Origin of the sequence: Microbulbifer sp. VAAF005, from assembly GCF_030012985.1 — a bacterium.
In the GTDB taxonomy this organism is placed as follows: Bacteria; Pseudomonadota; Gammaproteobacteria; order Pseudomonadales; family Cellvibrionaceae; genus Microbulbifer.
Map to the genome: position 1 here is coordinate 4845377 of NZ_CP120233.1, position 16150 is coordinate 4861526.

A 16150-nucleotide genomic window follows, 5' to 3' on the forward strand; every position below is an offset into this window, starting at 1 on the left:
ATCCCGGTGCCGCTTCTTCTTGTTACTATTTAATGAAAGTTTTATTACTCTCCGCTTATGATGCGGACAGTCACAAGCGTTGGCGTAAAGGGCTGGCAGCGGCATTTTCTGATTGGCAATGGACCGTACTAACCTTACCACCGCGATACTTTAGCTGGCGAATCCGTGGTAATAGCCTTTCTTGGGGCCGAGGGGAAACTGCGCAAATATTGAAGCAGCGTTGGGACCTTATTGTTACAACCTCAATGACCGATCTAAGTGCCTTGCGCGGTTTAGTTCCTGAAATCGTTAGGGTGCCTACAGTTGTATATTTTCATGAGAATCAATTTGCTTACCCAGTGAGCTCTGATGCGTTTCGATCGGTAGAACCCCAGTTGTTGAATATTTACACGGCCTTGTCCGGTGATCTGGTCTTGTTTAACTCTGAATACAACCGCAGTACCTTGTTAGGAGGAGTAAAGAAATTACTCAAGCGCTTTCCTGATTGTGTTCCTCCCGGAATTTGTGAGGAGATTGAGGAAAAGTCGCGAGTTCTTCCTGTGCCAATAGAAGACATCGTTTTTGATAGTGCGAAAACTGAAGAGGCCTTTTCCTGGGACTCCTGCGCAGAGAGCATTTATGGGGGCGAGATAGGTCAAGATACTTTGATTATCAGTTGGGCGGCCCGTTGGGAATATGACAAAGGCGCGGACCGATTGCTGGATATCCTTCGGGGCTTGAAAGCCAGAAATGTTAAGTTTCTTGTTAATCTAATGGGGCAGTCATTTCGTAATAGCCCTGCTGAGTTTGCTCAAATACAAGAAGAGTTTGCCGACCATTTATTGGTACTCGGGTATCTCGAAAGTGCTAAAGACTATCGTCAAGTACTGCGACATAGCCATATATTCCTTTCTACGGCTTACCATGAATTCCAAGGGTTGGCGGTGATGGAAGCAGCTATTCTCGGTGCGACTCCACTGGTGCCAGATGAACAGTGCTACCCAGAGTTCTATTCCGAAAACTTCTGTTATTCAGACTGTAATGATGCAGTAAAAAAGCTGGAATCAATGTTTTTGTCAATTCTATCGGGTTCAAAATTAAAAAAAGTTGATTTAAGTAATTTCTCAGGAAAAGTGATTTGGGCAGAATATAGGAAGCAGTTCTTAAATCTGGTTCAGAGTTAGGCCGGCTTCTATAGAAGTCGGGTTTATAAAGGCGCCCAAAGTTATTGGTGAGTAAAAGCAGCGCCCTGAAAATTTCTAATCAGGGCCTGTTAAGCGAAATCCTAGCTAATTGGATACATGATCTATTGCTTTCAATAGCCCTTTATCTGGGATGTTACTGGGAAGAATACAAGAAGGAATATCTGAATGGCCAAGATTTTTACCATAAAGTAAGTTGCAAGCCATAATCTTGTGGCCCTCAGTTGTAGGGTGTACCGGGTCTCCAGTTGGGATAATATTTCCTTGGTCTACTAAGAAAATATTTTTGGTATTGGAGGCCTCTGATAATGACTTCCTGATTTTTTGATTATAAAAGTCCGTACAGTAATTTTTCGGATCTTGTCCGTCTAAATCACTTCGACGAGGGATAGTTGAAATTACGAATGCAATTTTCTCAGTTGGAATATCTATGCTCTCAAAGTAATTTTGTATTCTATCTGTTATTGATATGCCTTGAATATTATTGGGTGATGATATTATCTTACTAACGACCATATTTAGCTTCTGGGCGGATTCACTATTTTCTTCTATAGGAAGGCTACAATCAATCGCGTTATTCATGCTAAGGAAGGTGATGTCGTTAGTCCCGAGCTGTATAGGTATGACAACGCTATCTTCAGAGGTTATATCCCGCGTTAAATTGCAGGCTTGATTAGTGAGCCAGCCAGCACTAGTTTCGCCCTCCCTGCACATTTCGCTGAGAAATTGATTGAAGTTCTTGATGGAATTGAGGCAGTTGGTGAAATTGTAGCCAGGGGTGATTTGATGGCCTATCGGATCAAGATAGCAAAGTAAATCGCTGGTTGTAGCTCCAGGTATCCCAGAGTGCCAGTAATTCTTGGTCTGTTGAGACATATCGTCAGGGCCTGATGGTCCAGTGATAGTGCCAATCGTTTCTAGTTGTTTTCCATTGTATTTTAGAATTAGCTGCTCACTGGTAGATTCTTGATCTATAGGAAAGATTGAGTTGCCATCGGCTGCTTTGGCAAGATAGTTCCAGATCTGGCTACGAAATCCGTTTGAATTATAAGGAAGTGTTGTCATACCGTAAGTAATCGAATCACCAATAAACCATAGCTTAATACTGCTACTATCTGAATGTTCATTGGGCTGATTGGGGGGCTGACTAGGTTGTGAAGGTTCTGTTGTGAGTGTACCCGTGCAGTTGCCAATTATAATTGGTGGGGTGTTTTCTCCAGAGTAATTTGCATTAAACCCAAAAGCTCGGGCCTCTCCTGCCGGAATAGATGATTCACTAGTAATAGTTATAGTCCCGTTACTTTCTGCGACTTGTGCATTCCAGAAGTGTGTGATTGATTGGTTACCTTGCCAGTTCCACTGTAGCTGCCATTTATCGAGAGAAGTCTTTCCTTTATTATAAATAACCACATTTGCCATAAAGCCACTCCCCCAATCGTTTTGCACTGCATATTCCACATTACACTGGCCTGAAGGTTCACTGGGTTCTTCCGGTATAGTAGGGGGAGTGTCAGGTTTGGGCTGTTGTGGTGGGATTTTCGATGATTCAAACCATTTTAAGGCATAGGTTCGAAATTCACTTTCTGACGGAAGGGAGGAGTTTTCCATATAATAGTTATCTAAGAATGCCCTCGCGTCCTTATAGTACTCTTGGTGAGTCTTATAAATCTCCTTTTTATTACCATCCTTGTCAATCAGCCAGTAGCCAGCGAATTCATTGATCCAGCTATCATACTCATTGTCATACATTTGCCAGTACAAAATAAATGGAGCACCCCATTGGAGTGCCGTTTTTATTACATTGCGTGATAGCAAATCCTGGGCTTCGCCAGAGCGGGCTTCCCAATCCTTAAACCAGGACTCTCCGTAACCATATTCGCCAATGAAAACCCGCTTTTCAAATGGCAGCCCAGATTTTTTGGGAAGATTTGAGTTGATAAATTCCAGAGCTGAAGTCAACTCACTATGTAGAGTGGCAAAATCTGAATGCTTTTCTTTGGTAGTGAGATCGTAAGCTGAATAAGACACCAAATCTACATTAGTATGGGGAAGTACGGCATTGGTTATTCGTTCTTTGCCCTGCATTGCAGATTCAACCCTATTGACCTCAATATAGTGATATAAGTTAACGTCAGAGTGGGTGATATTTGCTTTGGCATCGTCAATGGCTTTTTGTCTAATATTGATCTAGTCAATTAGACCCTGTAAACGCTTAGGAGGGATAGTTTCCTGACCGTCATCTCTAGTACCATCAGTTTTTTGAACCAGGTTCCAATCGCCTTCCCAATGCCCGATCATGAATGTCTTACCGGAGCCGCTATATTCAGTTAGTAAATATTCAGCCAATGAATAAATTTTGTCATATTGCCACTTTAGCTCTTCTTCACTCATTCCTTTGTTATCCATCCAGGAACCGGAGTCCTCGACCCAAAACATGTAGATGGAGAAATCCATTTCCAAGACTTGCTGAAATTCTGGTATTTCTTCCAGCATTCGCTTGAATTGATAGTCGAGTCCAGAGTTACTTAGCTCGCTATATAGGCTCGGAGAAAGGGCAATCTTGAGTAAGTTAGAGCCCATTGAGTAAATGGCTTCAGCACTTTCAACAAGTGATCCCTTATCTGTAAATGTATACCTGGGGTTTATCGTTTGAGTGCCTAAAATAAAATTGTATTGTGAAAGGGGGTCTAACAGGTCTCGTGAAGGTGGGGGCGGATCTGGTTCATTGATGGTGTTGTTGCAACTAGCGTTAATATGAGCAGGCTTCTGTTCACCACCCGAGTAGCGAATATTAAAACCAAAAGATTGGGCTTGGCCAACGGGTACTCTTACGTAGCCTTGTTTTCCAACTACAGAGATCAGGTTTTCATCCTGGGCTGAAGTAGCATTCCATATATGTGTGACTTCTTGGTCTGAGGGCCATTGCCATGAAAGTTCCCAATCACTTATTGGCTCGGTACCTGTATTACGTACAACCACTGAAGCCATATATCCGTCTTCCCATTCACTCTGTATCGTCATTTGTACATCGCACTTTTGACCGGCCAGGGATGGTAGGGATAAGAAGGTCAATATGGAAAAAACTGAGAGGGGGAGAAGTTTAGCGTGCATTATATATGTATCTATATGGATTACTGCAGAGTAGTCAGATATTGATAGCTACATAAAGTTCACATATTTATAGTCAGGGGCGTCAAATGCTAAAAGGACCGATTATTAATGTTATTCAACTTCCACCTTATTTTCTATCAAGACAATTTTGAATGTTAAGTACAGATGTTTGCCTAATTAATTATTTTTGTGAACAATTAGTCAACCTATGGAATATAATTGGAAACTGATTGAGTGCTAATTTTGAATGGCGAAAGTTTTTTACATTTCCTCTCTAAACGTAATTAAATTCCCCTAATCTATCCTTTCTTTACACTCATTTTTAGATTGTACTTGCTTGAATTGTAAATATTTAGATTTGCCGTAGTTCAGAAAATCTTCGCATATTTAAAATTATTTAACTTTCGACTCTAAATTAACGGATTTATGGCGGGCAATTACTCTGCGGGTGCTACCAAATACAGCCAGTTAGGGTATTCTGAACATGCGTACTAGAGCTGTACTCTCAGTTTTAGTGTGCTGACAGCAGGGAGGTTATGGCTACTATGTGTATTTTAAAAATAATAAGGCCGCTTTTCAGGATGAGATAATAAAAGCCAAGATTACATTGGCTAACTATCTAGAGAGCCGCGTCCGAGTCGATCGGAAGTGGCTTATTCAGCTATCAATTTTCAACGAAAAGGATACGCCTTCACTTCTGTGAACTGGCGAATGTACTCCTGCGTGTATAGATTCTGGAGAAAAAATGAAAAAAATAATTAATGGTTACGTCATTGCTTTAATGGTATTTATTGGAGCTTCTTCCACTGTTAAAGCATCTGACTGGCGTGTTGGTGTTGGTAAGTATGATATAACTGGCCCGGCAGCAGATGTTGGAATGGTAGGATATGGAGAAACGGGGCAGACAACCAAGGGAATTCATACCCGTTTATGGTCCCGCGCATTCATAATTTCTGATAGCTCTGAAAATGAACGTTTGGTATTCGTATCAGCAGATTTGCAAGGTATTCCGCAGGGCGTGAAGCAGGGTGTCGTAGATAAATTAAAAAATCTCTATGGTAATAGTAAGTACACCGAAAAGAATGTAATGCTGACTGCTACACATACCCATGTAGGTCCTGGGGGGTATGATCATTATGTTATGTTGAATATGAGTGCTCTCGGGTATGCGGAAGATAACTATGACGCTATTGTTGATGGTATTTTTCAGTCAATCGTTGAAGCGGACAGTGGACTAACCGCAGGTGATATCTTTATTGATCAGGGGATCTTGCTCGATACCAGTATCAATCGAAACCCAGACCCTTATTCAGAAAATACTGATGCAAGCGACTATCAATACGATACCAATAAAACCATGACCCAACTCAAGTTGGTCGATACAAACAACAAAGCACTGGGAGTTATTAATTGGTTTGCAGTACACAATGTCTCTTTAGGGACAGAGCAGCGCCAACTTAGCGGGGATAATAAGGGGGCGGCGAGTCAGTTACTCGAGTCTTGGGCTACCGAGAAGGGTGCTGCAAGTCAATTTACTGCGGCATTTGCCAATAGCAATTTAGGTGATGCGTCTCCGAATATTTGTGGCCCCAGGGATGGATGCGGAAATTCTGAGTATGAAAGTTTACTTTTAGCAGCTGAAAAGCAAGTTGCAAAAGCCCAGTCGCTTTTCCAGTCAGCTAATGTAAAACTTGAAGGTGGGTTAGATTATCGACATCAACATATCTATTTCCCTGGCTATACCGTAGCAGGTGAATTTACCGGTGAGGGGCAAATGGATATTTGTGAAGGTGCTGTCGGCTGGTCATTTACTGCAGGATCAAGTTGGGACGGTCCCAGCAATATTGATGGTATTTTTGAGGGAATGTCTGTTGAAAATGAGGGGGTGGATTGGGATAGAGATGTGGGACTATTCGAATCGGCGATTAATGGTTACCCCCTTTTTGGCCTGATGAGTGCATTCTCTGCAGCCGCTGTATATGAGGATACTCAGGATGACCCCTGCCAGTACCCCAAACCTACATTTGTAGAGCGTGAGGTAATAGGTCAAGCACTTTATACCCCTTACCTACCTTTCCAAATATTTCGCATAGGCTCACTTGCTTTGGTCGCCGCGCCGGGTGAAATGACGACTATGGCAGGTCGACGTCTTGAAGCAGAAGTCTTGTCAGCTTTTGAAGGAAGCGGTGTAAACACTGTGGTGATTGCTGGTTTGGCAAATGCCTATTCCGGTTACATAACTACCCCTGAAGAGTTTGATAGGCAGCACTATGAGGGAGCACATACCATATACGGTCCCAATACCCTTGCTGCCTATAGACAGATTTATACCGAAATGACATATGCTATGGTCAATGGCGTAGATATTACCGCAGGGCCCTCTCCGGAAGATCTGTCTGATGACCAAATCATTAATGTAATTGGGGTTGTTTATGATGATAAACGTCTGTGGGAGTCTTTTGGTCAAGTCTGGGATGATGTAGGTACCAGCTACAGTGCTGGCGATACTGTATCTGTCACTTTCCGTTCTGGTCATCCCCGTAATGACCTGAAGACTGAGAGTACATTTATTGAGGTACAGCGTAAAGTTAATGGTAGTTGGGAAACTTATCTTACCGATGACGATTTAGATACTCGTTTTATCTGGACTCGAGATACTGCCATCGACTGCATGGCTTGTTCCTTTGCTGAAGGACAGTGGACTATTGGAGAAGATACTCCATCTGGTACCTACCGAATAAAGCACTATGGAAATTGGAAGAGTGGTTGGAGCGGAAATATTTCCAGCTACTCAGGTAAGTCGAGCAATTTTATCGTCAATAATTAACATTCTCAAATAGCTGATTGGGGTACCCGGTCGGCTATATGCAGCGAACAGGATTTATAAGCTTATTTATATTGGATTGAATAAAATGTTGATGTTTGCGTGTATAAGACTATAAGCTAATTAAATTTATAGAAAAAGCCAAGTATCCAGCTTGTTATTTCTATATCAATATATGGTAATTTAGCATTGCTTCTGTGAATTTTAAAATTATTAGTAACAAAGAGTCTCATTTGGGAGGGTAAATGAGGCTCTTTTGTCAGGATTTGCTTCTTTGTAAACTAATTAATATTGACATTTCCCTCGAGATTTTATCTTAATTTTTTTGTGTAGCCTTTTGTGCCCTTCTGTAATCAATTTTTCCTGACACTATACTCAAGATTGATATAATTTAATCTAGATTTAAAGTAGTTCTGCCGTGTGCCTCATTGAGGTCGCGACAGATTGACTAAAGAGATTGCAGGTACTTTTGCAGATATTTAGTTTAAATTCCGCAGAAATTTACAATATCTATTCTTAGCCTCTAAATGTAGGGAACCCGGATGGATCCGGTTGTTTTATGACAATACAACTATTTGTCAGTGGTTGATAGGATTTAACTTTTGATACAGCTTTATATCGAAGATTCTAAAGGTGCTCGTTATACGGTACGTGCTGGTCATATGTACAAGGCAAGCCCCGGCGAGAAAGTTAATGTTACTGAATTTCTGGGAATGTTTGATAGCAATACGCTCCAGCTGGTCTATGACCAGTATCTAGGGGCATATATCACTCGCACACCAGGTATGGCTTATGAGAAAAGTGCCTCTTATACCTCGCCAAGTGACCCTCCTGGGTATCTGAATGAGCGAGATAAGGCTATCTATAGGGCGATACTGCAAAGCCGCTTAGTTATTGAAGAGGCTCCCTTACCACATTCGGCGTTAGCTGACCTACAAACGGAATTAGTGGCTAAGATTCGTATGGGTTTGCATCAAGTTATTGTAAAAGAGGATGCGGATACAAGTTTGAACAATGAATCCGATTGTAGTTATGCCAACTTGTGGCGGACTATGAATATCCTTAAGTATTCGGAAAAAACATCTTCCTTTGACAACTGGCGCCTGCCAATATGGTCACGAGATTTTGCTAAAGTAGAGGCGATGGTAACCCCAGCACGCCAGTCATTTGAGCTAAGTACAGAAGCGATCAATTATGTGCTTTATGACGAGGGCTCGGAGAAGGTACACGCCGAGTGTGCGACCTTATTGTATAGAGGTTTAGTAGAAATATTAGGGTTTAATTCAAACTCCGTTTCCAAGAAGCAGCTTCACCTAAGTTTTAATATAGCTGAGGTTATCTATAGTGATCAGACCCTTCAGGAGGCTGTTTCCCGTTTTGCTAAAGATTACGTGAAAACGAAATATAGATTGTCAATAACGGAGTCAAATGTTGGTGGTGTTTTCGAAGTAATATTAACGATAGCACTTTCGGCACTAACAAAAGGTGATGTTTCTGCTAATTCTCTGGCTAAGAATATACGGCTGGTGAATTCATTTAGAAAAATTGGTAATTTAATGTTTGAATTTGCCCGGTTGAAGCGGCAGAGAAAACTACTTACCGAAGTATCAAATAATGCATCAAGTAAAAAAAGGCCAGTATTGCCCAATATAAGAATCTCTCAGGTGAGCGTTAATCGATTAAATAGTAAAGGCTCGTCTCGAAATAGTAATAGTGGCCATTTTCCAAGTCACACATATACTAATTTACTTAATAAAACCCCTAAAGAGGATTCTAGTCTGAGCTCCAATGAGCTTAACTGCACTAAAGATATTTCTGAAGATGTTGATATTACGTGCAATGAAGTAGGTGTAAATTATAATAATGATAATTGCCAAAACACTATAAATAAATTTGAGGTGGGGCGGTCGGTAAATTTAAAAACCGGCGAGGTACAGATTACTGTAGTTGATGCTGTACTAGGAGGCCCGCTGCCTCTATTTATATCTAGAACATATCGTAGTAGCAACCTTCGGGATAGCGGATTGGGTTATGGATGGACTCATACATTTAGTGAGCGTTTAGTATGGCGTCCAGGTAAGTCAATTCTATTCTTTAATGCTGAGGGTCGAATAATCAGTATACCTGCCCCCGGAAATAGTTGTTGCAGTCATAATATTTTTGAGAAAATCACGCTAACCCGTGTAAATGATGAACATTGGGTTATCTCTCGCTATGGGGTTCCCAATGGGGCGCAAAAACATTTTAAAGCTATTGGAGAGACCGGCGCATTAAAAATTTCTGAAATTCGAGATTGTCACAATAATTTTTATTTGTTTCACTATAGTGATGATGTTCTTGCTTCAATTGAGAGTAGCTTTGGTGAGACTATAATTATAAGTTCGTCAGGAGAATCACCTGAGAGCCTTCATGTTAATACAATTACAAAAGATACCCACTTTGGTAATTCTAAAATTCTTGCTCAATATACGTTTGATAGCGAGAACAACTTGATTAAGGCTGTTGACAAATCTGGCAATAGTGAAAAGTACGAATATCATAATAATATTATTACGCAGAGAGTATTGAAAACTGGTTACCGACTCCATTTCCAATGGAAAGCAACCAACCCTTTTGCTCGTTGCATACGCCAGTGGGGAGATCCGATCGCCGGAAAAGCTACTTGTAGTTATCAATTTTCTTGGGATGATGATAATTACGGAGTTACAGTTAGTGATATTCGAGGCGGAAGCCAGTATTTTCGCTTTAATGAGTACGCACAACTTACCTATTATCGAGATGCTGAGGGTGGAGAAACACTGAACTCTTACAACGAGCAAGGCCAAGTAACTAGGGTCATGCTGCGTAATAATAACGATACTGTATGTGAAGAACTATTCCGGTATGATAAGCAGACCCGATTAATTAACACGGCTGATGTTACAGGTAATAACTACCATCTTGAATATGATGAAAAAGGTCGTCTCAAGAAAATTTCTGCGCCATTCAATAATACTTGGCTATATAGTTACAACAAACAAGGGCAGATTTCCACTGTAAAAGATTCGTTCAATAATAATATACGGTATAACTATACTTCCTCTGGTTTATTAGGAACCATTACTAACTCAGATGGAAAAACTAATCGCTACCTATGGAGCGCGGGAAGGAAGTTGTTAAAGATTGTAGAACATTTAAATTACTCATTTAACTATCGACATATCAATGATGATATTCAGAGTCTCATCAAGGGTAATAGCGTTGAGGAAATAGATTGTGGGTATGGTGTTCTAACTTTAGCTAATACTGTGGTAGCTGATGGAGATAATAAAGCTGACTACAGCTTCAACCACTATGGAATGCTTGAAGAGATAACAGATGAATTTGGAGCCAAAACAGTTTATACCTATGACGCTCTTCTTCAAGTAGAAACCCGTACTAATTCTGATGGCGGAAGGTTGGAGTATAGCTATGATGGTGAGAGAAATTTGATTGGCCTAAAAAATGAAAAGGGACAGTCTTACCGACTAAAATACGACCTTAATAATCGCCTAATAGAAGAGGTTGATTTTGATGGTTGTGTTACCCGCTATGTCTATAATTGCGCAGGCCATTTAGTAACCGTAACATTGATAGCCTGCATACAAGGAGATGAGGAGATCGATGTTCATTTTGAGCGAGATCGGTTAGGTCGGCTGTTAAAAGAAAGCTCTAAAGAAGGTATTAGCAAATTCAGATATGACTGTACAGGAAATTTGATTAGCGCCGAGAATCGTCATTGTAAATTACGATGGGAATATGACAATGATAGTCGTGTAATAGCAGAATGGCAGGGTGCAAATAAGTTGAGCCATCAATACGACATGGCAGGCAATCGGATATCTACAACACTGCCTGATGGTAAGATATATAAGCTTCCTTTTGATAATGCTAGTGGATTACTAAATTATTTTTCCGATAGGAATAATAATATTCAAAGTGCTCCAAATGCCCATGCAGATCTATGTGAAAATACTCATAAACAGCCAAGGGGTAGCTTGGACCTTTTAAAAAATTATGACCCCCAAAGTCGTGTACAGGGCATTTCTGTTAGAGCGCCCAATAAGTATAGTGAGTTTTCGTTAGATTGTTTTGGTATATTTGTTGACCTGTTTTTTAAGCTCGATCCAGCACTAGAGGCTGCAGCAGTTAAGGATAGTTTACCTGATGTTTGTAGCAGACACAGAAATATTTTAGGGCAATACTTTGATGGTGGATTAAATCTTTGTAAATTTGATCCGGCTAACTTTATCTTTTCATGTTCTCACTTGGATAATTGGAAACACTTTCCCACCAAAAATTTCAATAAAAATGGTAATGGTTGTAAAAATAACACTATTTACAATTGCGGACAGCAAGAGCCCGGGGTTGAGGATAGGCGAGCAGAGGGGGCGCCACAACAACTTCGATACCACTATAATTACCGTCAACAGTTAGTAAGGGTTGATGAAATAAGGGTTGAAAAAGGGGTGGAGAAATTTCACGATATAATTCTATACCAATATGATCCCCTGGGCCGATGTGTCGAAAAGAACAGCTTTAATGAAAACACCAAATTTCTTTGGAGTGATACTTCTATTCTTCAAGAGCTTTAGTGTGGAAGCCTATATCAAAAAAATGCTCGGCAAACCCATTAGGTTTGCCGAGTGCCTGGGAGTTTAAATGGCTGGATTGGATGTGGTTTTTACCTGATCGATTTCTGGTGAGATCCAGTCTCCAACAGGGGATTTACTGTAAAGAGAAAAATCAATCCCTAATGCTTTGAGATATTTTGCACATTTACCACAACAGGGTTTCGAAACGCCAATAACACCTCCTTGAATGGGTCTGTTATTCTCGGCGCAGGCTTTTAATAATTGCATTTCGGCATGAAATGTTTTCCTTTGCCTTCTAATCGGGCTAAGAACGAAGCAGTCAGTAATGTTGGTGAATCCGCGAGTTCGTAGATCTTTCAACGCTTTGACAGTGGCTGCTTCCACAGCGCTATTGTTTCCGCCGTGAGCCCCAAAGCTACTATTATGGGCAACGAGTAAAGTTCCTTTACCAGCAATTGCACATGCCACAGTCTCTACATCTCTCATGGCTTGCCGTACTGAATCTTGAGGATTGTGTAAGTGAGTGAACTTGTAGGTAAGTATTTGTCTTGCCACCAAGTCAAGGGGTTTAGATCACTGGGGACGACATTTTTATAAAAAGCATTTCTTTGAAGTGAAGCGGGCCCAGTTGTGGGGTCGATGTCTTCAGTAACAAATTTTGGCATGGGTTTATTCTCTTTAGTGTTATCGTATGAAATAATTGCTTGCGCAAAAATTATTTATAGATATTTCTCAGAAATATAAAGGCTATCCCTTGCCGCCTTCTCCCTATTTATGGCTCCTGGTTGTGTAATGAAATTGTTTAGGTTGGGTCGATTGATGCTGTACTATCTGCTTTGTAAGATTTTGTGTGAGCTTTTGAGAGGGTTGTAAAGTTTGAATACTTTATTGCTTGAGGGTAAGTTTTAACGCCACTATCTAAAAGTAGGTGTTGATCTCGAGAAGCTTTGATGGTGTAAAACGATAGGTTGCCAAGTTTTGAAATAGATATTCTTGATGGAGGGTTCCTTAGATTTCTACACGCCTTTATATAAACTTGGGTAGATGCTTTTGGAATAAGTTCAATGTTTTGTCCTGATGATTGGGATACAAAATTTTTTTTAATATCTATACAGGCATTATTATTGTTGAGTCCGAAAAGTGTGAAGATATTGTCTCGGCGCGCCTCCCCTATTATAACTATGGATATCAATTCTTGTGAGAATGTCTTTGCTCGGAGCATTGGAGACCTCTCTCGATTTCTTAGTGTTTTTGTTGTTTTGTGGAATATTTTTACAGTATCGGTCTGGTGTCAAGTAAATAATTGTAAAGTTCTTAATGTTTGCTTTTTATTGATTGGGGACTTTTTAGTGGCTGCGCGAATAGATCTTTTTGAATAGCGATTTCTTGCGCCAAATCTGATCAATTAAAAGTTGTTTGAGTGGTTTTCTTTGGATTTCAGGAATCCCTGACTTGGTGTCTAGGGGGGATATTTTAGTAATGTTAATACTCGGAATATCTTTATTACCAAGAAGGGAATTATTTGATGCTTTGCTATATCTAGTTTTTGAAATTTTATGTTTGGAATGTTGGATTTTAATCTCGGGGTGGAGATAAAAGATTGGAGGGGTAAATTTGGATGGAAAGGTGAGGTGGAATATTGATTTCTGTGATTTGATAAGTGGCACTATGGTGTAAAAATAGAGGCTGCTTAGTTTTCCACGTTATAGGATGGTATGCGATAAGATGACTGATTTGTGCGGTAAAATGTTTATAAGGCTCAATGTCAGTGTCTATGATGTTTCTACGCTATAAGTTACTAAATTAGCTAAATTAATCTTGTAACATTTCTGGCTTCCATTCTTAGGAATGATTATCTTTTACTTTTAAGTTTTTTAACTATTCCTGTGATTTTTAAATTGGTAGACATGAGGGTAAGTGGCTGCAATTAGGGTTTATTTGGCAGGAAGTTGGGCTGCTTGATGGGCGACTGTATATTCCAAAAAAAAATACTGTTATTACTTTACAGAATAGAAAAAGCTGGTACCTTAGGTGCAAGATTGTTTATTTGAGCAGGTCTAATAACCGTTAATACAGATGTTAAAGGAGTTTGTTTGTAGGCGATGTACCCACATATGTCTGGGTGTTGAGAGTGTTGCTGATGTGGTTTTGTCACAACTCTCTAATTGGGGTAAGAAATCACTGTATGAATAATTCTAGCTATTGGATAGTCGTAAATACCCAGTAGATTACTCGGGTATAGTGAAGAATTAACTTATTTTTATTATTCCCAGTTGTTGCTGGGGTTTATTGCTGGTTTATATTTCAGCTTCTGCTATAGCGTTTTGCACATCTTTTGGGGTGTGGGTTACCCAAGATAGTATCCCTGAAGTTTCCCGTAATAGGTCAGTAAAGCATACATTGATTTTGAGGTTGTTATATAGTTTACGCTTATTCTGCAATTTAAAATGAACTGTAAAAAGAAAGTATCTATCGTATTTTATCCTGGGGCGCACTCCTTGGATGTGATGGGGCCAGCGGAGGTCTTTTCACTTGCAAATCAACAGTTAAAGGATAGGGGCTTTAGTTGTGATGATCAGTATGAGGTAGAATTTTTAGCTGAAGATGGAGACACCAAGCAAATATCATCAGGTTTAAGGATCTGCTCTGACAGATGTTTCACTGATTCAACAGGAATTCATACACTTCTTGTAAGCGGTAATCTTGGAGCTACTGATAATCTTAAGATAAGTGAATGTCTAAATCGATGGCTGTCTCTGCAGTCTGGCTTGGTTAAACGTATAGGTTCTATTGGTAACGGGGCTCTGATCCTTGCAAAACTAGGTTTGCTTAATGGTCGGAGGGCTACAACCCACTGGAGATACATTGACCATCTGAAGAAGTTTCCAGAGGTGGATGTTGATTCAGAGTCAGTATTTGTTAAGGATGATCATATATATACCTCAGCGGGTGTCAGTGCTGGTGTTGATATGGCTTTGGCAATGGTGGAGGATGATTTTGGTCGGGGTATTGCCTTAGCTGTTGCTCAGTTGATGGTTTTATATCTCAAGAGAGATGGAGATCAGAAGCAAAGTAGTACTTATCTTATGAGTCAGTTAAAAAGTGATCGATTTTTAGAGCTGGTTCAGTGGATTCACAATAATCTGGATAAAGCTTTATGCGTTAATAGTCTCGCGGAAAAGACATCAATGAGTCCGAGAAACTTTGCTCGCTGTTTTACTCGAGATATGGGAGTAACGCCAGGTCGGTTCGTTGAGAAAATTCGTATTGAAAAGGTTTGTCAGCTTTTAGCCACTCAAGTGTTGACTCAGGAGCGTATAGCTACCATCTGTGGTTTTAAATCTCAAGAGCAGCTTAGAAGAGCATTTCGCCGAAATAAAGGTATGCTGCCAAGGGAATACCGTCAAAAATTATCATAAATGATTTTGGAGGCGGCTTAGTCAATAGAGCTGCCTCATTTTCTTTTAGAGATTTCCGTTCTTCTCATCTGATCCTTGATTTGCTTTCCTCTGAGTGTGCATCCACTAGATATATATCTGAATCTGAGTTGAGTAGATCTAATAAGCCTTCACTATATAATAGCCCTTTTTTAGCCTTGTAACCGAGTAAAAACCTTTTAGTTGGCTTTCATTCTTACATAAAAACTGACACAGTTTGGTTCTTCCCATAATAGGGTTCTGCTGAGACTGGCTCAGCAGGCTTCATTAGTAGAAATTAAGTTTTCACGTAAACTTGAAGTACTAATTCCCGCAGATGGAGGGCTGTCCATATTTGGGGGTATGGTATTTATAGCGAAGTAAATGATAAATGGATGAACTGTGATCTTCTCGGCCTCTATTAGAGTTGCTTCGGTAGCGAATGGTAGCTGATACAGCCTTGAGATTATAATCACGGTATCTATATAAGTGGGATGAGAAAAATAGCGCAAGATTTTTAGCACTATAAAGTTAGGTATACGAAAGGGGAGGAAGCCTTTGGTGGGGGTAGCTTTTTTGAGGCCCTGATATTGTTGATACACTGTAGGAATTTCTGCCATACCCTTTGTAATATTGGATTCTTGAAACATATTCAATACGTCCCATAATTTTGGCTGGATTGTCGTTGAAAACTAGATGTATTTAAGCTCGTTAAAACAAGTGCCACAGCTAGGCGTGTACTCAGAATGTAGACCCAAATTTTTTGGTCTGATAATTTTAAATATCTATTCTCCCGTATAAATTAATATATGACTAGCTACTCAATCTAAACTTTTTTGTAAGTGCTTGTCTGGGTAAACTTTTTGGACATCAAAAACAATCTTTCAAGGTGCGCAGTAGCGATTGCCATTAAGTATGCCTCTTGGTTTGCAGATATACTTACTCTACCTGTTAATGGATATGATCTTAAGGAATACAAATTATTAGCTCTAGCCCTATGAGTTG

Annotated in this window: 9 protein-coding genes; 4 read left to right on the forward strand and 5 right to left on the reverse strand. The window is 40.1% G+C overall.

All coding sequences use genetic code 11. The features are described 5' to 3' along the window. Window positions 1-32 precede the first annotated feature (32 nt). Window positions 33-1163, forward strand: a complete 1131-nt coding sequence (locus P0078_RS21755) for a tRNA-queuosine alpha-mannosyltransferase domain-containing protein (RefSeq protein WP_282931978.1) — start codon at window positions 33-35, stop codon at window positions 1161-1163. 105 nt (window positions 1164-1268) lie between these two features. Here the strand turns inward: P0078_RS21755 and P0078_RS21760 are convergent, their stop codons facing one another. After that, window positions 1269-3266 carry a cellulose binding domain-containing protein gene (locus P0078_RS21760; protein ID WP_282931979.1) on the reverse strand — a complete coding sequence of 666 codons (1998 nt, stop codon included), beginning with the start codon at window positions 3264-3266 and terminating at the stop codon, window positions 1269-1271. Window positions 3267-3368: 102 nt separating this feature from the next. After that, the gene (locus P0078_RS21765; RefSeq protein WP_282931980.1) at window positions 3369-4202 is read right to left on the reverse strand and encodes a cellulose binding domain-containing protein; all 834 of its coding nucleotides are present in this window, start codon (window positions 4200-4202) and stop codon (window positions 3369-3371) included. 835 nt (window positions 4203-5037) lie between these two features. Here P0078_RS21765 and P0078_RS21770 point away from each other — a divergent pair. Together P0078_RS21770 and P0078_RS21775 are read left to right on the forward strand one after the other, a co-directional pair. After that, window positions 5038-7119, forward strand: coding sequence for a neutral/alkaline non-lysosomal ceramidase N-terminal domain-containing protein (locus P0078_RS21770; RefSeq protein WP_282931981.1), 2082 nt, complete (start codon window positions 5038-5040; stop codon window positions 7117-7119). A gap of 599 nt (window positions 7120-7718) precedes the next feature. Next, window positions 7719-11729 (forward strand): DUF6531 domain-containing protein, encoded by a 4011-nt coding sequence (locus P0078_RS21775; RefSeq protein ID WP_282931982.1) that lies wholly within the window; start codon window positions 7719-7721, stop codon window positions 11727-11729. Between the two features lie 63 nt (window positions 11730-11792). On the opposite strand, the gene P0078_RS21780 is transcribed toward P0078_RS21775, so the two are convergent. Together P0078_RS21780 and P0078_RS21785 are read right to left on the reverse strand one after the other, a co-directional pair. Further along, window positions 11793-12215 (reverse strand): nucleic acid/nucleotide deaminase domain-containing protein, encoded by a 423-nt coding sequence (locus P0078_RS21780; RefSeq protein WP_282931983.1) that lies wholly within the window; start codon window positions 12213-12215, stop codon window positions 11793-11795. 316 nt (window positions 12216-12531) lie between these two features. Further along, window positions 12532-12951, reverse strand: coding sequence for a hypothetical protein (locus tag P0078_RS21785; RefSeq protein ID WP_282931984.1), 420 nt, complete (start codon window positions 12949-12951; stop codon window positions 12532-12534). Window positions 12952-14176: 1225 nt separating this feature from the next. On the opposite strand from P0078_RS21785, the gene P0078_RS21790 reads away from it, so the two are divergent. Further along, on the forward strand, window positions 14177-15148 hold the full coding sequence (locus P0078_RS21790; RefSeq protein ID WP_282931985.1) for a GlxA family transcriptional regulator: 972 nt from the start codon (window positions 14177-14179) through the stop codon (window positions 15146-15148). Between the two features lie 272 nt (window positions 15149-15420). On the opposite strand, the gene P0078_RS21795 is transcribed toward P0078_RS21790, so the two are convergent. Then, entirely contained in the window at window positions 15421-15795 is a 375-nt protein-coding gene (locus tag P0078_RS21795) for a hypothetical protein (protein WP_282931986.1), read from the reverse strand. Window positions 15796-16150 lie beyond the last annotated feature (355 nt).